15 protein-coding genes, 5 tRNA genes and 1 pseudogene are annotated in these 19,289 nt (G+C 60.4%); 13 read left to right on the top strand and 8 right to left on the bottom strand.

The genetic code is table 11. The annotated features are described in order from the left end of the window. The first annotated feature begins 42 nt into the window (after positions 1-42). From IWX87_RS04375 to IWX87_RS04355, 5 genes are all read left to right on the top strand, one after another. Positions 43-118 (top strand) — tRNA-Gly (locus IWX87_RS04375). 70 nt (positions 119-188) lie between these two features. Continuing rightward, positions 189-262, top strand: a tRNA-Cys gene (locus IWX87_RS04370). Between the two features lie 78 nt (positions 263-340). Then, positions 341-416 (top strand) — tRNA-Gly (locus IWX87_RS04365). 70 nt (positions 417-486) lie between these two features. Beyond that, positions 487-560 (top strand) — tRNA-Cys (locus IWX87_RS04360). A gap of 85 nt (positions 561-645) precedes the next feature. Then, a tRNA-Leu gene (locus IWX87_RS04355) sits at positions 646-732 on the top strand. A 38-nt stretch (positions 733-770) separates the two neighbouring features. Here IWX87_RS04355 and IWX87_RS04350 read toward each other — a convergent pair. Then, on the bottom strand, positions 771-1,622 hold the full coding sequence (locus IWX87_RS04350) for an alpha/beta fold hydrolase (protein ID WP_196862299.1): 852 nt from the start codon (positions 1,620-1,622) through the stop codon (positions 771-773). Then, positions 1,619-3,202, bottom strand: coding sequence for a benzoate-CoA ligase family protein (locus tag IWX87_RS04345; protein WP_196862298.1), 1,584 nt, complete (start codon positions 3,200-3,202; stop codon positions 1,619-1,621). Before IWX87_RS04345 ends, IWX87_RS04350 begins: the two co-directional genes overlap by 4 nt. Positions 3,203-3,531: 329 nt before the next feature. On the opposite strand from IWX87_RS04345, the gene IWX87_RS04340 reads away from it, so the two are divergent. The 6 genes from IWX87_RS04340 (at position 3,532) to IWX87_RS04315 (ending at position 11,489) form a co-directional block, all read left to right on the top strand. Next, positions 3,532-4,506, top strand: coding sequence for a helix-turn-helix transcriptional regulator (locus IWX87_RS04340; RefSeq protein ID WP_196862297.1), 975 nt, complete (start codon positions 3,532-3,534; stop codon positions 4,504-4,506). Positions 4,507-4,611: 105 nt separating this feature from the next. Next, positions 4,612-6,267 (top strand): 2,3-epoxybenzoyl-CoA dihydrolase, encoded by a 1,656-nt coding sequence (boxC, locus tag IWX87_RS04335; RefSeq protein WP_196862296.1) that lies wholly within the window; start codon positions 4,612-4,614, stop codon positions 6,265-6,267. Positions 6,268-6,364: 97 nt separating this feature from the next. After that, a complete protein-coding gene (gene boxB, locus IWX87_RS04330; RefSeq protein ID WP_196862295.1) occupies positions 6,365-7,792 on the top strand; it encodes a benzoyl-CoA 2,3-epoxidase subunit BoxB in 1,428 nt (475 codons plus the stop codon). Between the two features lie 205 nt (positions 7,793-7,997). Beyond that, entirely contained in the window at positions 7,998-9,290 is a 1,293-nt protein-coding gene (gene boxA / locus IWX87_RS04325; RefSeq protein ID WP_196862294.1) for a benzoyl-CoA 2,3-epoxidase subunit BoxA, read from the top strand. Between the two features lie 184 nt (positions 9,291-9,474). After that, positions 9,475-10,011, top strand: coding sequence for a TlpA disulfide reductase family protein (locus tag IWX87_RS04320; RefSeq protein WP_196862293.1), 537 nt, complete (start codon positions 9,475-9,477; stop codon positions 10,009-10,011). A gap of 359 nt (positions 10,012-10,370) precedes the next feature. Then, a complete protein-coding gene (locus IWX87_RS04315; protein ID WP_196862292.1) occupies positions 10,371-11,489 on the top strand; it encodes a transglutaminase-like domain-containing protein in 1,119 nt (372 codons plus the stop codon). 464 nt (positions 11,490-11,953) lie between these two features. On the opposite strand, the gene IWX87_RS04310 is transcribed toward IWX87_RS04315, so the two are convergent. The 5 genes and pseudogenes from IWX87_RS04310 to IWX87_RS04290 form a co-directional block, all read right to left on the bottom strand. After that, positions 11,954-12,862, bottom strand: a complete 909-nt coding sequence (locus tag IWX87_RS04310; RefSeq protein ID WP_196862291.1) for an RluA family pseudouridine synthase — start codon at positions 12,860-12,862, stop codon at positions 11,954-11,956. Continuing rightward, positions 12,859-13,623, bottom strand: a complete 765-nt coding sequence (gene trmB, locus IWX87_RS04305; RefSeq protein WP_196862290.1) for a tRNA (guanosine(46)-N7)-methyltransferase TrmB — start codon at positions 13,621-13,623, stop codon at positions 12,859-12,861. Before trmB ends, IWX87_RS04310 begins: the two co-directional genes overlap by 4 nt. 178 nt (positions 13,624-13,801) lie before the next feature. Further along, a pseudogene (locus tag IWX87_RS04300) lies at positions 13,802-14,664 on the bottom strand (DMT family transporter). Positions 14,665-14,769: 105 nt separating this feature from the next. Further along, positions 14,770-15,795: a tRNA glutamyl-Q(34) synthetase GluQRS gene (gene gluQRS, locus IWX87_RS04295; protein ID WP_280757859.1), complete on the bottom strand. Its 1,026-nt coding sequence runs from the start codon at positions 15,793-15,795 to the stop codon at positions 14,770-14,772. A gap of 290 nt (positions 15,796-16,085) precedes the next feature. Further along, positions 16,086-17,057: an NAD(P)/FAD-dependent oxidoreductase gene (locus tag IWX87_RS04290; protein ID WP_231374598.1), complete on the bottom strand. Its 972-nt coding sequence runs from the start codon at positions 17,055-17,057 to the stop codon at positions 16,086-16,088. Here IWX87_RS04290 and IWX87_RS19550 point away from each other — a divergent pair. Beyond that, entirely contained in the window at positions 16,959-17,297 is a 339-nt protein-coding gene (locus tag IWX87_RS19550) for a hypothetical protein (protein WP_231374608.1), read from the top strand. The genes IWX87_RS04290 and IWX87_RS19550 overlap by 99 nt on opposite strands. Here IWX87_RS19550 and IWX87_RS04285 read toward each other — a convergent pair. Continuing rightward, positions 17,292-18,245, bottom strand: coding sequence for a LysR family transcriptional regulator (locus IWX87_RS04285; protein WP_196862287.1), 954 nt, complete (start codon positions 18,243-18,245; stop codon positions 17,292-17,294). The two genes, IWX87_RS19550 and IWX87_RS04285, sit on opposite strands and share 6 nt — an antisense overlap. Positions 18,246-18,353: 108 nt before the next feature. Between IWX87_RS04285 and IWX87_RS04280 the strand changes: the two genes are divergently transcribed. Further along, positions 18,354-19,055 carry a pirin family protein gene (locus IWX87_RS04280; protein ID WP_196862286.1) on the top strand — a complete coding sequence of 234 codons (702 nt, stop codon included), beginning with the start codon at positions 18,354-18,356 and terminating at the stop codon, positions 19,053-19,055. The last annotated feature ends 234 nt before the right edge of the window (positions 19,056-19,289 follow it).

Genomic DNA, 19,289 nt, shown 5'->3' with positions numbered 1-19,289 from the left:
TGAGTGGGTTGAAAAACCACGCTATAATATGAGACTAGACTCGCGGGAGTAGCTCAGTTGGTAGAGCGCAACCTTGCCAAGGTTGAGGTCGAGAGTTCGAGCCTCTTTTCCCGCTCCAATTCAAAGGGCAGCACTTCAAAATGCTGCCCTTTTTGGTTGGAGAGTTTGAAAAATAAAGCGAAAAAGAGGGCGCGGTAACAAAGCGGTTATGTACCGGATTGCAAATCCGGCTAGCCCGGTTCGACTCCGGGCCGCGCCTCCAGGAATAAACAGACGTTTAAGTTTTTCATTTGATTAACTTGAACGTCAAAAAACCAAGCTATAATTTGCAGCTAGACTCGCGGGAGTAGCTCAGTTGGTAGAGCGCAACCTTGCCAAGGTTGAGGTCGAGAGTTCGAGCCTCTTTTCCCGCTCCAATTCAAAGGGCAGCACTTCAAAATGCTGCCCTTTTTGGTTGGAGAGTTTGAAAAATAAAACGAAAAAGAGGGCGCGGTAACAAAGCGGTTATGTACCGGATTGCAAATCCGGCTAGCCCGGTTCGACTCCGGGCCGCGCCTCCATCAAGTTATTGCCATCTGCACATCAAAAAGACGTTCTGTTTGACGATAACAAGCAGATGAAGTCGGAAACTCCTGATTGCTAACAGCGAGAGTGGCGTAATCGGTAGCCGCAAGAGACTTAAAATCTCTCGTCCTCACGGGCATACGGGTTCAAGTCCCGTCTCTCGCACCATTTTTTTGCAACAGCGCTTTAGTTTCGGTTTGCGCATTTCACAACCCGGTGTTGTCATGCGCATACCGAACTGCGCGATTTAATTGCTGGTGGTTCTTGTTTACGAAGCCATTAATAGCCGCAATCAGCTTTTCGGGTTGGTCACGCTGGGGTGAATGCCCGCAGCAGGGTAGTTCCAGCAATTCGGTCTGCGCTACCTGCCGGGCAATGCCGCGAATCTGCTCAAGTGTGCCGTATTTGTCGTCCAGTCCCTGAACCGCCAGCAGCTTGCAGCGAATGGCACCTATTTCCTCCTCTATCGTCCAGAGCCTGAACGCCGGCATGAGCCAGATGTCATTCCAGCCCCAGAAGGATGAGTCTGGATCATCATGATGACGCGCCAAGCGTTGACTAAGATCGGTTTGCAAATAAGCGGCACGCACTTTTTCGATGCTGCAAACCGATATATCTTCAACCAGGATATGTGGTGCCAGCACGACGGCGCCTGCAATGCTTGACGAAAAGTGGGCCGCGTAGAGCAGGGCGATAGAACCGCCGTCGCTGTGGCCCAGCAGCCAGGGTTTGTCTGTGGTGGTATCGATGCCCAATGCGTCCAGCAGGGCGGGCAGCACTTCAAGCGCTTGCCGGTGCATGAAGTCTGTCCCCAACGCTTCTTCGCGTGCGCGCGGCGTCGAGCGGCCATAGCCGGGGCGCGAATACACCAATCCCCTGCAAGCTGCTGCTGCGCACAGGCGATGCGGAAAATCTTGCCACATCGAGAGCGATCCCAAGCCTTCGTGTAAAAAAATGATCAGTGGCCCGGCGGACTGGTGGCGGTTAACCCAATGGTGTTCAATGCGTATCTGGCGGCCAGCCCAGTTGATGTCGACGAACTCTACTGCCGGATTCATTGGGTCGGGCTTTGCAGGTCACGCAGCTTGAAGCGCTGGATCTTGCCGGTGGCGGTTTTAGGCAACTCAGACAAAAACTCAATCGAACGTGGGTACTTATAGGGCGCAAGCCGCTCCTTGACGAAGGTTTTGAGTTCGTCTTCGCTGACTTGCCGGCCTGATTTGAGGACGACATAGGCCTTGGTTTTGGTCAGGCCTTCGCCATCGGGTGCACCGATGACGGCAGCTTCCAGAATCGCCGGGTGCTGCGACAGCGTGGCTTCAACCTCGAAAGGCGAGACGTAAATGCCGCTGACCTTCAGCATGTCATCGCTGCGGCCCGAATATGTGTAAGTGCCATCAGGATTGCGCACATACTTGTCGCCGGTTTTGGTCCAGCCTCCCTGAAAAGTATCACGCGACTTGTCGCGGTTGCCCCAGTACATCAAGGCGGCGCTGGGCCCTTTGACATACAGCTCGCCTGTGTCGCCGTCGGGTACGGCGTGGCCGTCATCATCGCGCAGTTGCACCTCGTAGCCGGGAACTGGCCAACCCGTGGTGCCGTAGCGCACCTTTCCCGGAAGGTTGGACAGGTAGATGTGCAGCATCTCGGTCGAACCGACACCGTCGATGATCTCGACACCAAAGTGGGCGGTAAAGCGCTCGCCCAGATTTGCCGGCAATGCCTCTCCCGCCGAAGATGCCAGTCGCAACGACACCTGGCTTTTGGCGGGCAGGTCGGGCGCTGCCAGCATGCCTGCAAAGCCTGTAGGCGCGCCAAAGAAAACCGTAGGCTGGTGCTCCACCCAGCGTTTGAATGTGGCAGCGGGCGTGGGCCGCTCGGCCATCAGCACCACAGTCGCGCCCACGCTGAGTGGAAAACTCAGCGCATTGCCCAGACCATAGGCAAAAAACAGCTTGGCAGCTGAAAAACACACGTCACGTTCAGTCAGCCCCAACACAGGCTTGCCGTAAAGTTCAGCCGTCCAGTACGGATTGGCCTGAGTGTGCAGCGTGCCCTTGGGGCGGCCGGTAGAGCCGGACGAATAAAGCCAGAAGCCCGGGTCGTCGGGACAGGTTGCGGCCGACGGGCGCATTGGCGGATGCTGGCTCAGCAGCGTGTCCATGGCCACGGCGCCAGCAGGCAATTCACCAGGCGGATGTGAAACTATCAGCGTCTTGACCTCATGAGCGGCAATGGCCAGAGCTTCATGCAACAGCGGCAACAGCGCACCTGAAACCATCACCGCCTGAGCACGGCTGTGTTCCAGCATAAAGGCATAGTCTTTGGCAGTCAGAAGGGTGTTGACCGCCACTGGAACGATGCCTGCGTACATTGCCCCCAGAAAACTCACTGGCCAGTCATTGCAGTCGTGCATCAGCAGCAGTACCCGCTCTTCGCGACGCACGCCACAAGCGAGCAAACTGCTCGCAAGACTGCGTATCCGGCGCTCCAGCTCTCCATAAAGCAGACTTCCCGTGTCGTCGATGTAGGCGATGCGATCGGGATGCGCTGCATTGCGCGAAATCAGATGCTGCGCGAAATTAAAGCGATCGCCTGGCGGATTCAACGGGGAAATGATTGGGAATTCTGTAGCCATGCTGTTTCCTGCGGTTTTCTCAAACTGGCGTTGTCTGCAGATGATCCTGCACAGCGGTGTTCACCTGCCAGTGGCAGCACAGGCAATGGGAAAGAAATTCGTTGATGGATTGGTTTTCCTGAAAAATTGCTGACTGACAAATTGGAGGCTGACTTTGGCCAAGAAATTGAGCGTCGATAGTGTTTGCTGGAAACTGTTGACGGCCATTTGGTTCATTTTTTGGCTTGATTGTTCAGAGATGAATGTGTTTTCCGTACAGTGGCTGAACTTGTCAAGTCACATAATATGAATTATTGTGCTTGTATCAACCTTAAATCTTGAAAAACATCATGTCAAGCAATATATTGCATGTATCGGGGTTAACACCTGTTTCTTCTAAAGTACCGTTTTCCACGAACGATGCCCCGCTTTCTGCACTCCACGATGCCGAAGCAGATGAAAAAAACCCCTTCCTTGTTGCCTTGGGCGAGCGTGTCAAGGTCCTGCGCGCACGTCGCGGCATGACCCGCAAGGCCGTGTCGGTTGCGGCCGACGTGTCCGAGCGGCACTTGGCGAATCTTGAATATGGTGAAGGCAATGCGTCCATTCTTGTTTTGCTGCAGGTGGCGAGGGCACTGCACTGCTCGCTGGCCGAACTGATTGGCGATGTGACGACCTCGTCGCCAGAGTGGCTGTTGATTCGCGAATTGCTGGAAACCCGCGATGATGCATCGCTGCGCCGTGTGCGCATAGCCGTCGCCGAATTGCTGGGCAACGGCAGTGGCCACACCACGCTTTGCACCCGCGTGGCGCTGATTGGCTTGCGCGGAGCGGGTAAATCCACGCTGGGGGCTTTGCTGGCCGAAGACCTGGGATTTCCTTTTGTGGAACTGAGCCGTGAAATTGAAAAAATTGCTGGCTGCAGCGTGTCGGAAATCCAGGCGCTTTATGGCATGAATGCCTACAGGCGCTATGAACGTCGCGCGCTGGAAGAGGTGGTGCAGATTTACCCGGAAGCCGTTATCGCCACGCCAGGCGGTCTGGTGTCAGACCCGGCAACCTTCAACCAGTTGCTGTCCCACTGCACCACCGTCTGGCTGCAGGCCGCCCCTGAAGACCACATGAAACGCGTGCTGGCGCAGGGTGACTTGCGCCCCATGGCCGCCAGCAAGCAGGCGATGGAAGACTTGAAGGAAATTCTTTCCGGCCGTGCGGCCTTTTATTCAAAGGCCCAGTACAAGGTGGATACCAGCGCCCAGCCGCAAGAGGAGGCATTCCAGATTTTGCGCCAAACGGTGCGGCAGGCGTTGCACCTGTCAGTCTGAAATTTTGCAAAATAATGCTTGCATGAAAAATATTTTATGCATTATTATGCTTATACAAAATTTTAATGACTGCATTTTTATGCATTGAACCAAGGACGACAGGCCATGACCGTGTCAAGCGTGAATTACCAGACAGACCCATCACAGTACAAACACTGGAAACTCAGTTTCAATGGCCCCGTCGCCACGCTGACGGTCGATATTGATGAAAACGCGGGTCTGCGTCCAGGCTACAAACTCAAGCTCAACAGCTACGACTTGGGCGTTGACATCGAACTGAACGATGCCATCAGCCGCATCCGCTTTGAACACCCAGAAGTCCGTACGGTGGTGTTGACCAGCGCAAAGGAAAAAGTTTTTTGCTCCGGGGCCAACATCTTCATGCTGGGCGTTTCCAGCCATTCCTGGAAAGTGAACTTCTGCAAGTTCACCAACGAAACGCGCAACGGTCTGGAAGATTCCTCACGCTACAGTGGCCTGAAGTTCCTGGCGGCCGTCAACGGCGCTTGTGCCGGTGGCGGGTATGAGCTGGCGCTTGCCTGCGATGAAATCATTTTGATCGATGACCGCTCCAGCGCCGTCAGCCTGCCCGAAGTGCCTTTGCTCGGCGTGCTGCCCGGCACTGGCGGCCTGACCCGCGTCACTGACAAGCGCCATGTGCGCCATGACCTGGCCGACCTGTTTTGCACCAGCGTGGAAGGTGTGCGCGGCCAGAAGGCCAAGGACTGGCGTCTGGTCGATGACATCGCCAAGGCCGTCGATTTTGCCCAGAAGGTACAAACCCGTGCGCTGGCACTGGCCGAGCAGAGCGACCGTCCCGCCGACGGCAAGGGCGTGGTCTTCAAGCCGTTGCATTGCACCGTTGAAGCCGATGCGCTGCGTTATTCCAACGTGACTGTCGAAATCGACCGCGCCAAACGCACCGCCACCTGGACGGTCAAGGCGCCCACGGGCGAGCAGCCCTCAGACATCGCCGGCATTGAAGCGCTGGGTGCCGACTGGTTTGCGCTGGTGTTGGCGCGCGAGCTTGAAGACGCAATTTTGATGATGCGCACCAACGAACTCGACATTGGCGTCTGGCTGATCAAGACCGAAGGCGATGCAGCCGCTGTCTTGGCGATGGACGCCGTGTTGCTGGCAAACCAGCACCACTGGCTGGTGCGCGAAACCATTGGTCTGCTGCGCCGTACGCTGAGCCGCCTTGACTTGTCGTCGCGCAGCCTGTTTGCGCTGATCGAGCCCGGTTCGTGTTTTGTCGGCACGTATCTGGAACTGGCCTTGGCCTGCGACCGCAGCTACCATTTGGCGCTGCCGGATGACGAAGAACGTGCACCCAAAATCACCGTGGCCGACACCAACTTTGGCCTGTACCCGATGGTCACCGGCCAGAGCCGCCTGGGTCGCCGCTTCTACGACGAGCAGCCGGCCCTGGAAGCCGTGCGCGCCAAGGCCGGCCAGCCGCTCGACGCCGACGCCGCGTTCGCGGTTGGCCTGGTGACGGCCAACCCCGACGACATCGACTGGACCGACGAAGTGCGCATTGCCATCGAAGAGCGCGTGTCGATGTCGCCCGATGCACTAACCGGCATGGAAGCCAATCTGCGCTTCAACGGGCCCGAAAACATGTTTACCCGCATTTTCGGCCGCCTGACTGCCTGGCAAAACTGGATTTTCCAGCGGCCCAACGCCGTCGGTGAAAAAGGCGCACTCAAGGTGTATGGCAAGGGCGAAAAATCCCAGTTCGACTGGAACCGCGTTTAAAAACGCCTGTATTTTCTCGTTGTGCGGCGCGGTCCGGGTGGCGCGCCGCAACCGAAATTCAGCCCCCGAATCCGTCAGTTATTTTTGGAGCCCCCTCATGTCCAGCATTAATTACAGCGAAACGATTCCCAACAACGTCAACCTCGGTGAAGACCGCACGCTCAAGCGCGCGCTGGAGCAGTGGCAGCCGAACTTTCTCAACTGGTGGGATGACATTGGCCCGGAAGGCTCGACCAATTCAGATGTCTATCTGCGAACCGCTGTCAGTGTCGATCCACAGGGCTGGGCGCAGTTTGGCCATGTCAAGATGCGCGACTACCGCTGGGGCATTTTCCTGAATCCGGGCAGCGCCGACCGCGACATTCATTTTGGCGACCACAAGGGCGAAAAAGCCTGGACTGAAGTGCCCGGCGAACACCGCGCCAACCTGCGCCGCATCATCGTTACACAGGGCGACACCGAGCCGGCATCGGTCGAGCAGCAGCGCCACCTTGGCCTGACCGCACCCAGCATGTACGACCTGCGCAACCTCTACCAGATCAATGTCGAGGAAGGCCGTCACCTGTGGGCGATGGTGTATCTGCTGCACAAGCATTTCGGCCGCGACGGCCGCGACGAAGCCGAAGGCCTGCTGGAGCGCCGCAGCGGCGACGAGAACAACCCGCGCATTTTGGGCGCTTTCAATGAAAAGACGCCGGACTGGCTGAGCTTTTTCATGTTCACCTATTTCACCGACCGCGACGGCAAGTTCCAGCTGGCCGCACTGGCCGAAAGCGCGTTTGATCCGCTGGCCCGCACAACCAAGTTCATGCTGACCGAGGAAGCGCACCACATGTTTGTCGGCGAAAGCGGCATTTCCCGCGTCATCCAGCGCACCGCGCAAAAGATGAACGAGCTGAAAACCGACGATGTCGGCAAGCTGCGCGCTGCTGGCGTGATCGACTTGCCTACGGTCCAGCGCTATATCAATTTTCATTACAGCGTCACCATCGACCTGTTCGGCGCCGACGAGTCGAGCAACGCCGCCACCTTCTACAGCTCGGGCCTCAAGGGCCGATACGAAGAAGGCAAGCGCGTCGATGACCATGTGCTCAAGGGCCAGACCTACAAGGTCATCGAGGTCAAGGACGGACAGCTGGCCGAAAAAGAAGTGCCGATGCTCAACGCGCTCAATGAAGTGCTGCGCGACGACTACATCCGGGACTCGGTGGCCGGCGTCGAGCGCTGGAACAAGGTGCTGGCCAAGGCCGGCGTTGCGGTCCAGCTCAAGGTGCCGCATAAGGCGTTTCACCGCAACATTGGCGCATTGTCTAAAGTCAAGGTGTCGCCTGATGGCCGCGTGGTGTCGGACACCGAGTGGAACGCCTGCGTCAACCAGTGGCTGCCCAGCAGCGAAGACCGCGCCTACGTGGCCAGCCTGATGGGCCGCTGCATCGAGCCCGGCAAGTTCGCCAACTGGATTGCGCCGCCAGTCATGGGCATCAACCGCCAGCCGGTGGATTACGAGTATGTGCGATTTAACTGACCCCCACGCTCCCCACTGCGTGTGGTTCGCTGCCCCCCGAGGGGGCCGCTGCGCCTGCGGTCCGGCAAAGCCGGTCCCGTGGCCCCTGCTGGTGGGGAGACAAAACGCCCGCGCTTGCTGAGAGTGCGGGCTTTCCCTCTCAGTTACAGGCTTTGTCATTCACCTTTAACGCGTAGTTGCCTTCAAGCCCCTATCGGAAACCGCCATGGACATGACCGAAATTCACGTGATCAAGCAGCATCTGATTGACCCTGAAATCTGCATCCGCTGCAACACCTGCGAAGCGACCTGCCCGGTGCAGGCGATCACGCATGATTCGATGAACTATGTGGTGGATGCCGACAAATGCAATTTCTGCATGGCCTGCATTTCCCCGTGCCCGACGGGCTCGATCGACAACTGGCGCACGCTGCCGCGTGTCATGGCCTACAGCCTGGAAGCTCAACTGGGTTGGGACGAGTTACCGGTTGAACTGACCCCTGAAGAACTGGCTGCCGAAGGCGTTTCTGCCGGTGCCGTTCCCGACATTGAACCGGTGGCGCCTTCGCTGCCGGCTGCGGCCACCGGCGAGGCGGTTTTCAACAGTGCACAGTACGGCGCAATCTTGCCGCCATGGTCGGCCGTGCATGCCTATGTCAACCTCTACGGCCCGAAAGCGGCTGAAAAATCCATCACCGCCACCGTGACCGGCAATGTGCGGGTCACCGAGGTCGGTCTCCAGGCCGGCAGCGACTACGACACGCACCACCTGGTACTTGACTTCGGCCGGATGCCTTTTCCAGTGCGCGAAGGCCAGTCCATCGGTATCCTGGCACCGGGCGTGGATGCACATGGCCGGCCACACCATGCACGTCAGTATTCGATTGCCAGCCCGCGCAACGGCGAGCGGCCCGGCTACAACAACGTGTCGCTGACTGTGAAGCGTGTGCTTGAAGACCACCAGGGCAAGCCGGTGTGCGGCGTGGTGTCCAACCACTTGTGCGACCTCCAGGTCGGTGACAAGGTCGAGGTGATTGGGCCGTTTGGCGCGAGCTTCCTGATGCCGAATCATCCGCGCTCAAACATCGTCATGATCTGCACCGGCACCGGCAGTGCGCCGATGCGGGCCATGACCGAGTGGCGTCGGCGGCTGCGCAAGTCAGGCAAGTTTGAAGGAGGCAAGCTGATGCTGTTTTTCGGAGCCCGCACCCAGCAGGAACTGCCTTATTTTGGCCCGCTGCAAAGCCTGCCCAAGGACTTCATCGACATCAACTTTGCGTTTTCCCGCACGCCGGGGGCGCCCAAGCGCTACGTGCAGGACGTGATGCGCGATCGAGCGGCTGACCTGGCGCTGCTGCTGCAGGACTCTTCCACCTTCTTTTATGTGTGCGGCCTCAAAAGCATGGAAGAGGGTGTGGTGCTGGCGCTGCGCGATGTAGCGCAGCAAGCGGGGCTGGACTGGGAAACCCTCGGCGCGGCGCTCAAGTCCGAAGGGCGGCTGCATTTGGAGACTTATTGACTGCCAGAGCGCATTGGTTTCAATCAATGGGTTGATTTTTAATGAAATAGGCCTCCGGCGCATATCTGGTATGGGTAAGAAGCTATTAATTCAGTAGCGATCGAGTTTTATCCGACTTGTGCGCCATCAGGGTTTTCGCTCCACCATATGGGCGGCTAAAAATTCTTTGTTACGCTTGCCACCCATGTTTGCTTCATTTCCTGTTCCAGGCTCACGCCGTTCCTTTTTGCAGGCCTCGCTTGCCACCCTCGGCGTGGCTGTGTTGCCGCAAGCTGTTGCCACCGAAGCTTACGACGTCAGTCCGTGGGCCGGTCCGGTGGCGGCTTTCCAGTTGGTGGACACCACCGGCAAGGTCTGGCGACCTGCCGATTTCAAGGGGCGGGCAGTGTTGCTCAATTTTTGGGCCAGCTGGTGTGAACCCTGCCGCGCCGAAATGCCTTCGCTCCAGCAGGCAGCCGCCCTGCATGGCGCCGACAAGCTGCTGGTGCTGGCCATCAACTTCAAGGAAAAACCGGCAAGTGCCTTGCAGTTTGCCCAGCAGGCTGGCATCACGCTGCCGGTATTGCTCGATGTCGATGGCCAGTCCGCGCGTCAATGGGATGTCAGGATTTTTCCGACCACGCTGACCCTCGACCGCCGGGGCCAGCCAAAGCACCGGGTGCGAGGCGAGCTGGACTGGGCTGGCCCGGCCGCCAGCAAGCTGATTGCCAGCCTGCTTTAAGCCTGCAATCGACATTGGTTTTTTCAGCGTTCTTCCAAGGCATGGCATGGCATTTTCAGCCTGCGGGGTGCCTCGCGAATGTTGCGTGCGTGCACACGGCCGTGTGCTTGCTACAGGGTTGACGGGAATCACTTTGGCTGGCCAGTCGTGGCAAACGCCGGGCATTGACCAATTCCGCATGAGAAGCCGGCAATCCGCCGTGACCCAATCCGCTCCAGAGCGTCTCCAGCCATAATCCAGTGCTGCCGGTGGCTGGCACATTGCCTTGCAGTGGGCGTGCAGCCCGGCACCACTTCCCGGTGTTTCTTTCCCTGCGCCGGTGCTGTGACCCTTTCACCATCCTTTGCCGGAGTTCATTGATGACCACACTACGCCGCAACTTCCTGAAAAACACGGCTGTCACTGCCTTGGCCGCTTCTCTGCCAGGCCTTGGTTTTGCCCAAGCAACATTCCTTGCCTCGCGCGCCCTGTTTGCACCGCAAAGCGGCGCCTGGCGTACGTTCGAGGTCACGACCCGGGTAGACATTGCCCAGTTGAATGGTGCCACCCGCGCGTGGCTGCCGATTCCCTCGGTGAACAGCGACTACCAGCGCTCGCTGGAAAACAGTTTCTCCAGCAACGGTGCAGCCAAGATCATGGAGGTCGGCCAGGAGGGCGCCATGATGCTGTACGTTGACTTTGCTGCCGGCGAGGCCAAGCCGTTTGTCGAACTGACCAGCCGCGTGCAGACGCAAAACCGGGCAACCGACTGGTCGCAAAAGACGGCATCTACCGAAAATGCCGACACGCTGCATTACTTCACCCGCGCCACTGACCTGATCCCGCTTGACGGCATTGTGCGCACCACCGCGCTGGAAGCGACCAAGGGCGCCGAGACCGACCTGCAAAAAGTCCAGCAAATCTACGACTGGGTGGTCACCAACACCTACCGTGAGCCCAAGGTACGCGGTTGCGGCGAAGGCGACATCCGGACCATGCTGGAAACCGGCAACCTGGGCGGCAAATGCGCCGACCTGAATGCGATCTTTGTCGGCCTGTGCCGCGCCGTCGGCATTCCGGCACGCGACGTGTATGGCATCCGGCTGGTGCCGTCAGCCTTTGGCTACAAGGAACTGTCGGGCAACCCGGCCAGCCTGAAGGCCGCGCAGCACTGCCGCAGCGAAGCCTATCTGAAGGACTACGGCTGGGTGGCGATGGATCCGGCCGATGTCGCCAAGGTGATGCGCATGGAAACCGCCGACTGGATCAAGAACACCACCAGCCCGGTGGTCGCGCCGGTCAACAAGGCGCTGTTCGGCGGCTGGGAAGGCAACTGGATGGCCTACAACACCGCGCATGACGTGTCCTTGCCGAATGCCAAGGGCAGCCCGCTGGGTTTCTTCATGTACCCCGTGGCTGAAAACGCTGCCGGACGCTTCGACTCGTATGCGCCGGATGATTTCAAGTACCAGATCACGGCGCGGGAAATCAAGGCTTGAAGCTGATTTTTGACAACTGCTAACGCTTGCGCATTGATGGCTCTTTTTTTGTACTTCGGCATGGGGCGCTGGGTAATATCTTCTGTGGTTTGAGGGGTGAGCGCCTTCCCGGCGGGGGGTAACTTTCTTTTCTGGCAAAAAAGAAAGTCACCAAAGAAAGTTGCCTTGGGCAGCGGGAGCGGATCAGAGCTGAACGCTCTGACGGGCCATCGCTTCGCTTGGCCTTGGGTTCTCTGATCGGCAGCTAGGGACCCATGCCTTGGCTTGCTGGTTTGACCGCTCGTTCGCCAACAGCTTCACGCTCTGCTTGATCGTTACTTTTGTGCCTCAAGCACTGCTGACGCGACAGATGTCAGGTTGGCGAAGCCTGACCCGACATCTGCGACTTATGCAACTTATGCCAAACAGGCGTTTTGCGCTTTCTGAATAAGCATAGCGTAGCTATCAAAATGAAAGTTTTTTACTCATTCCAGGCTTAAACCGAGCCGGCTTTCAAACCGGCGCGGCTTGCCTGTCAGCGGGTCGGTGAATGCAATCGACCGGGCCAGCAACTGCAGCGGCTGGGTGTAGTCATCATCCGGTGTCACATCGACCGGCGGGTACATCCGGTCGTTGCGGATCGGCAGGCCCAGCGCATTCATGTGCACCCGCAGCTGGTGCTTTTTCCCGGTGACAGGGCTTAGCGCATAAAGCGCCTGCTCGCCACGAATTTGCAGCACATCGATCAGCGTTTCGCTGTTGGCTTCGCCCGGCACTTCGCGCTGCCGGAAAAAGGGCTCGTCTTCCACGATGCGGGTCTTGCGCAGCAGGGGAAACTGCAACTCGGGCCGCCAGGGCGCAACCGCTTCGTAATGCTTGACGATTTCATGCTGCCGGAACAGCGCCTGGTAGGCGTTACGTTCTTCGGGCCGGACAGAAAACAGCACCAGGCCGGCGGTTTCGCGGTCGATGCGGTGGATCGGAATCAAGCTGTCGATGCCCAACTGGTTTTTCAGCCGCACCAGCAATGTTTCCTGCAGGTAGTGGCCCGAAGGCGTGACCGGCAGGAAATGCGGCTTGTCGGCCACCACCAGGTGCTCGTCCTGGAACAACACGGCGGCTTCGAACGGAATGCGCGCCTCGAAGGGCAGGTCGCGGTAGTAGTACAGCCGCATGTGGCCTTGGTACGGGCGCTGGGCTGTCACTTGTGCGCCAAATTCGTCAGCCACCAGGCCGGCGGCCATGCGCTCCAGCCAGGTGGCCCGCATGATGGCCGGAAAGCGTTCCGCCAAAAAATCGGTGAAGGTCGGCCAGCTGCCCGCCGGCAGGCTGACGCAGCTCGGGCCGACGCCGTGGCGCGTGGGCAACCCGCCGTGGGCCAGAGGCGGGTTCACGTGCGCGTGAACACCAGATCCCACACGCCGTGGCCGAGCTTGATGCCCCGGTTTTCAAACTTGGTCAGCGGGCGGTAGCCGGGCTTGGGCGCATAGCCCTCGCCAGCAGGGCCAGCCGTGTTCACCAGCAGGGGCTCGGCTGCCAGCACTTCCAAAATCTGCTCGGCATACGGCTGCCAGTCGGTCGCGCAGTGCAGGTAGCCGCCCGGTTTGAGGCGCGCGGCCAGCTTGGCGATCAGGGGCGCCTGGATCAGCCGTCGCTTGTTGTGCTTGGTCTTGTGCCACGGGTCGGGAAAAAAGATGTGCGCGCCGTCCAGGCTGGCCAGTGGCAGCATGTGGTCGATCACCTCGACCGCGTCGTGCTGCAGGATGCGGATGTTGCCAAGTGCCTGCTCGTCGATGCGTTTGAGCAGCGCGCCGACGCCGGGCGTGTGCACTTCGCAGCACAGAAAATTCTTTTCCGGCATCAAGGCGGCGATGTGCGCGGTGGCTTCGCCCATGCCAAAGCCGATTTCAAGAATCGTCGGGACGTCGCGTTCGTAAACCGCCGTGAAGTCCATGGGCGCGCCGGTGTAGGCCAGCAGGAACTTGGGGCCGACATCGGCAAAAGCCTTGGCCTGGCCAAGCGTGGTGCGGCCGGTGCGGCGCACGAAACTGCGGATGGTGCGGTGATGGCTCACGTCGGCCGGAACGCCTTCGTGAAGGTTCGGCGTGGCGGGGGTGGCGGTGGCGGGCGGGGTGGGGGAGGAAGATTCAATCACCCGGCGATTTTAATGTGCATTCATTTCGGCTAGAAAACCAGGTTTTACGCATTAAAAAGGCATCTTGCGCGTGCTGTGTCTGCGCTAACAGCTATTGTTTAAGTAGCAAAAATATTGATTTCCTGCATGCAGGATTGCTCGCCAAGCAGGTTGACGCCTAGTCATCGTCTTTTCCCCGTCAGGATGCAGGCACGCGCACAACCCGTTTTTGCAGCACCACCAGCGCGATGCCACCCAGAATGGCGACCGATGTCAGCGTCAGGCGCAGGGTCAGCGGCTCGCCAAGAAAGGCAATGCCGCCGAGCGCGGCCAGTACCGGAACGCTCAGCTGCACGCTGGCTGCGGTGGTGGCTTTCAATGCAGGCACCACGGTGTACCAGACCGCATAGCCGAAGCCCGAGGTCAGTGCGCCCGACGCCACCGCCAGCCACAGACCCGCTGCGTCCAGCGATGCGCCGCGTGACAGCAGCATCACCAGGCCCAGCCCCGCGGCCAGTGGCGCTGCCCGCAAAAAGTTGCCGGCAGTCACCCGCGTCGGGTCCCCCGCGCCCTTGCCGCGCAGCGAATAAATGCCCCATGAAACGCCAGCCAGCAGCATCAGCACCGAGCCGGCCAGCGGCGGCGCCGACACACCGGGCAGCAGCAGGCCGGCCAGCCCGCCAAAGGCCAGCACCAGACCGGCGAGTTGCAGCGGCCGCAGCCGTTCACCCGACCAGACGCCGAAGCCGATCATCAAGGCCTGCACCGCGCCGAACAGCAGCAGCGCACCGGTTCCCGTGGGCAGGCTGACGTAGGCAAATGAAAAGCAGGCGGCATACGAAAACAGCGCCAGGGCCGACCACAGTTGCCTTGACCCGCTTGCGCGCCGCGCGTGCTGCGCGCCACGGCCCAGAGCACCAGCGCACCGGAAATCAGGCGGATGGCGGTGAACGACGCGGCATCGATGCCGGTTTCTTTCAGCGCCATGCGGCAGAGCAGTGAATTGCCGGCAAAGGAAGCCATTGCGCCAGCGGTGAGGAAAAGGATGCGTAACGGGGACATGGCATTGCATTTTCAAGTTGATCAGGCCGGCCGTTGCTTCGCCTTGCCGTGTTGCAGCACTGCCTGCGGCTTCGCGGCTGATGCCGAATTGATTTGCAAACGCAATCACTGCACCGGCTGACGCGGATGTTTTGCGAAAAGGTCATCGCCGCAAGCCGGACCCTGCGCAGGAAGAGCCTGCAGGTTCCGCCAGGCGTTCACCCAACTGGCCAGCGCATCGGCCATCGTACCGGTCTGCGCCGGCAGGCCCAGCACGCCAGCCGCCTGGTTCAGCGCTGCGAGCGGGTCATGGGTGTCGAGCGCCTGCGCGCCGTTTTGCTTGGACAATTTTTCGCCATTCGCGCCCCGCACCAAAGGCGTGTGCAGGTAGCGCGGCGTTGGCAGGCCCAACGCGGATTGCAGCAGGATTTGCCGCGCCGTGTTGTCGGCCAGGTCAGCGCCGCGCACCACATCGGTGATGCCTTGCGCAGCGTCATCGACCACCACGGCCAGCTGGTAAGCCCACAGGCCATCGGCGCGCCTGAGCACGAAGTCGCCCACCTCGCGGCTGACATTTTGGCCTTGCGCGCCGAGCCGCCGGTCGCGCCAGCGTACGTTTGCTTCTGCTACCCTGCTGGCAGGGTTAACTATGAAATCAATAGCTGCTTGCGCCCATCCAGCTTGCGCAAGAGCAGGTTTTGGTTCATTTTTATCAGTCCGGAAGCGCCAAGCCCGCGCTGGCCGTCCCTGCAGGCCTTGGCGGCAGGTGCCCGGATAGACCAGTTCGCTGTGCCGCTGCCGTGAATGTCCCGATGCGGCCAGTGCGCGGGCAATGTCCTGGCGCGTGCAGCCGCAGGGATACGCCCTGCCGCCTAGCACCAGCTGGTCAAGTGCCTGCTGGTAAAACGCGTTGCGCTGCGACTGGTAAACCGGCGGTGCGTCGGGCACCAGCCCGCAGGCGGCGAGTTGCTGCAGGATGGTCAGGTCGGCGCCCGGCACGCAGCGCGGCGTGTCGACGTCTTCGATGCGCACCAGCCACTGCCCGCTGTGCGCCCGCGCGTCCAGCCAGCTGGCCAGTGCGGCGACCAGTGAGCCGGCGTGCAGCGGGCCGGTCGGGGAGGGGGCAAACCGACCCTGGTAGATGGCCGCCACGCTACTAGGTATCGCCCCCACGCTCCCCGCTTCGCGTGGTTCGCTGCCCCCCGAGAGGGCCGCTGCGCCTGTGACCCGGCAAAGCCGGTTCCACGGCCCCTGCTGGGTGGGAGGGGGTGCTTCTACGCTCGCTGTGCTGGCTTGCATCGTCGGTTCGCGTAACACTATGTCAAAGGAAGCGGCTGCATTTTGGCCTAGCAAAGCCGGTTCCACGGCGCTTGCTGGGTGGCAAGAAATGCCTCCACGCTGGTCGCTTTGTTCGCAGCTCCGTCCAGCATCGCCTCAACCTGTCAAAGAATCGCCAGCGCCATTTCCAGTCCGGACACGAAGCCGTCTTCGACACGGTGGCCCAGGCACCAGTCGCCGCAGGCGCCGATGTGCGATTCGGCGTCCCACGCATGCGTTTTGCCAAGGGGCTTGGTGGTCTGGGCATAGCGCCAGCGGTGTACCGACGCGTAGGGCGGCTCGGCGCGGATGCCGGTCACTTCGGTGAAGGCCTTCAGCAACTTGGCCTTGACGCGTTCGGCGTCGTCTTCAAGGTGGCGCTGCGACCAGGCGGGGCTGGCCTGCACGGTCCAGCGTTCAATCGGGCCGCGCCCCGGTTTGGACGACTCGCGCGCCAGCCAGGAAATCCGGTGGTGGGTGCTGCGCGCCACGTTCCACTGGGGGCCCAGGCTTTGCAGCGTGGGCTGCTGCGCCTGCGGAAAGGCCACCATCAATGTCCAGCAGGGCGCCACGTTCACGCCTGCCAGGTCGGCCAGCAGCGGCGCGGCCTGCTCTGAATCGCGCAGCAGGGCGTGCGCTTGCGGTGCGGGAATCGCCAGCACCACGGCATCAAAGCCGGAATGCACGCCGGCGCCCGGGCCGTCGGTTTGCAACTGCCAGCGCTTCGGGTCCAGCTTGTCTTCCTCGATATAGACGACGCGTGTGTCCAGCACCAGCTGGCCGGCATCGACCAATGGCTGGGCCCACTGGCGCACCAGCGCATTCATGCCCGGCTTGGCCACCCAGTGCGCTTCCTTGGCGGGCAGCGAGGCCGCCACAACGCGCCCCAGGTCGTCCAGCACCTGCACGCTGCTGGCGCTCCAGGGCCGCACCAGCCCGGAGGCGGTGGCCAGGGCTTTTTCAAAGCGTTCATCGCGCACGGTGAAATACTGCGCGCCATGGTCAAAGCCGCCAAATTCGGTGGTTCGCGTGGACATGCGTCCGCCAGCGCCCTTGCTTTTTTCAAAGACGGTGACACGGTGCCCGGCCTGGACCAGCGTTCGGGCGCAGGTGATGCCGGCAATGCCAGCGCCTACGACGGCGATGTGACGCTGTACGGCAGGTTCAAAGAAAGCAGCGGTGAAGGGTTTGTTTGTCATGACTTTTTTGCTTTTTCTGAGGTGAAGGAAAAGGTCGGGAAGAAATGGCATCGTGACGAAAAGTCAGGCATCAACGAACGCCATGCGCACACTCTACACCGCAGCCGGCGCCTGGCGGCCGCGTGCGCGGATTTATAGCGAGTGGGCGCGCTCCAGCAGCGCCTTGCGGGTGGCCGGTTTGCCGAGTTGCTGCAGCCACCATTGCAGTGCGCGTCCTTCGGCAGCCGGCGCCCGGCAGCGCCAGGCGTAGCGCATCGGAACCATCCGCGTGGCGCGCTGCATCTGCTTTTCGACCAGGCGCCCGGCGTCAATGTGCGGCCGCGCCAGGTATTCCGGCAAGAAGCCGCCGCCCAGCCCGCGCAACTGCGCATCAAGCTTTTCAGGCATGCCGGGAACTGTGAAAACGTCCTGCCCGCCCAGCAGCCCGCTGGTCACGCCGCTGCCCTGCCTGACCGAATCGGCCACCACCACGGCGCGGTGCAGCAGCAACTGCGCGTCAGGCACCGGTTCGGCGGCTTGCGCCAGCGGATGGTGCGGCGCGACGGCATAGATAAAGTGAACGGTGCCCAGCGGTCGGCTTTGCAAAGACAGGTTGGGCGCGGGATCCAGCGCAACGCCGATGGCCAGGTCAGCCTGGCCCGATGTCACCGCTTCCAGCGTTCCGGACAGCGCTTCCTCCCGGATTTTCAGGCGTGTCGGCGGATTCAAGGCAAAAAAGGCTTCGCACAGTTCAAGCACCGTGGTGCGCGAAATCACGCTGTCCACCGCCAGCGTGAGCTGCGGCTCCCAGCCGGTTGCCACGCGCTTGACGCGGTTGGCAATGGCGTCGAGTTCAAGCAGCAGCCGGTTGCCTTCGCGCAGCAGTTCCTGGCCGGCGACGGTCAGCCTGGCCTGGCGCGACGAGCGGTCGAACAGCAACACGTCCAGCGCGTCCTCGACCTGCCGGATGCGGTATGTCAGGGCGCTGGGCACCACGCCCAGTGCGCGCGCGGCGGCTGCCATGCTGCCCGAGCTGTGGATGGTGTCGATCAGCCGGATAACATCTGGCGTCAGCGCGTTGCGCACCGGATTTTTAGGTAGGAGCATGAAAACCCTTCAAAAAATTTGAATGATGCCAGCAAACTGGCGCAACGATGCAAGCGCTGTCGGCACCTAAAGTCAAGGCATTGCAATACACCTTGAAAGGGGCACTTCATGATGACATTACGGCTTTCGGGCGAACGCGGCTATGCCGACCACGGCTGGCTCAAGTCTTTCCATTCTTTTTCTTTCGCCGGTTACCACGACCCGGCGCACATGGGCTTTGGCAACCTGAGGGTCATCAACGAAGACCGCATTGCCGCCGGCCGGGGTTTTGGCACGCACAGCCACCAGAACATGGAAATCATCAGCTACGTGCTGAATGGCGAATTGGCGCACAAGGACAGCATGGGCAATGTCAAGGGCATTCCCCCCGGAGACGTGCAGCGCATGAGCGCGGGCACCGGCGTGCAGCACAGCGAGTTCAACCATGCCGAAGGCCAGACCACGCACTTTCTGCAGATCTGGATTGAGCCGAACGTCACCGGCATTGCGCCTGGCTATGAGCAGAAAACCTTTGCCGAGCTTGACAAGCGCGGCGCGCTGCGGCTGGTGGCCTCGCCCGATGGCGCGCAGGATTCGGTGCTGATCCATGCCGACGCCAGGCTGCATGCCGGCCTGTTCGACGGGGGTGAAGCGGCCGTGCTGGTGCTTGACCCCAAGCGCAAGGCCTATGTGCACCTGGTTCGCGGCCAGCTGGAGGTCAATGGTCAAATGCTTCACACTGGCGACGCCGCGCTGCTCCAGGCAGAAGACCGTCTGAGCCTGGAAAACGGACAGGATGCAGAGGTTCTGGTGTTCGACCTGGCACCCTGAGAGGCCAGGCCGATCACCGCCAGCGGCAAATCGGTTTGACTGGCTATAACGGAATGTGGAAAAACCAACATTTTGCTACTTAATTAATAGCTATAAGTGCATATATAGTAAGCGCTAAAGACCAATTTAGTGGTAAAAATTGGTTTTGGTCAGAACCCGGGGCCTTTGGCCGCGCAGCCGGCTTGCCCGTCGGCTTTTTTTAATTCATCATCGCGTTAATTTTTTAAGGATTTC

Origin of the sequence: Polaromonas sp. CG_9.7 (assembly GCF_015752205.1) — a bacterium.
Lineage (GTDB): Bacteria > Pseudomonadota > Gammaproteobacteria > Burkholderiales > Burkholderiaceae_C > Polaromonas.
This window is presented reverse-complemented; position numbering and strand designations above follow the sequence as displayed.

What these genes read in the sequence shown, in the direction of transcription:
- IWX87_RS04280 (WP_196862286.1), top strand. Translation starts at nt 18,354, where the DNA reads ATGATGACATTACGGCTTTCGGGCGAACGCGGCTATGCCGACCACGGC.
- IWX87_RS04345 (WP_196862298.1), bottom strand. Translation starts at nt 3,202, where the DNA reads ATGGCTACAGAATTCCCAATCATTTCCCCGTTGAATCCGCCAGGCGAT.
- IWX87_RS04285 (WP_196862287.1), bottom strand. Translation starts at nt 18,245, where the DNA reads ATGCTCCTACCTAAAAATCCGGTGCGCAACGCGCTGACGCCAGATGTT.
- boxA (WP_196862294.1), top strand. Translation starts at nt 7,998, where the DNA reads ATGGACATGACCGAAATTCACGTGATCAAGCAGCATCTGATTGACCCT.
- boxC (WP_196862296.1), top strand. Translation starts at nt 4,612, where the DNA reads ATGACCGTGTCAAGCGTGAATTACCAGACAGACCCATCACAGTACAAA.
- IWX87_RS19550 (WP_231374608.1), top strand. Translation starts at nt 16,959, where the DNA reads ATGGTCAAAGCCGCCAAATTCGGTGGTTCGCGTGGACATGCGTCCGCC.
- IWX87_RS04350 (WP_196862299.1), bottom strand. Translation starts at nt 1,622, where the DNA reads ATGAATCCGGCAGTAGAGTTCGTCGACATCAACTGGGCTGGCCGCCAG.
- IWX87_RS04340 (WP_196862297.1), top strand. Translation starts at nt 3,532, where the DNA reads ATGTCAAGCAATATATTGCATGTATCGGGGTTAACACCTGTTTCTTCT.
- IWX87_RS04320 (WP_196862293.1), top strand. Translation starts at nt 9,475, where the DNA reads ATGTTTGCTTCATTTCCTGTTCCAGGCTCACGCCGTTCCTTTTTGCAG.
- IWX87_RS04315 (WP_196862292.1), top strand. Translation starts at nt 10,371, where the DNA reads ATGACCACACTACGCCGCAACTTCCTGAAAAACACGGCTGTCACTGCC.
- boxB (WP_196862295.1), top strand. Translation starts at nt 6,365, where the DNA reads ATGTCCAGCATTAATTACAGCGAAACGATTCCCAACAACGTCAACCTC.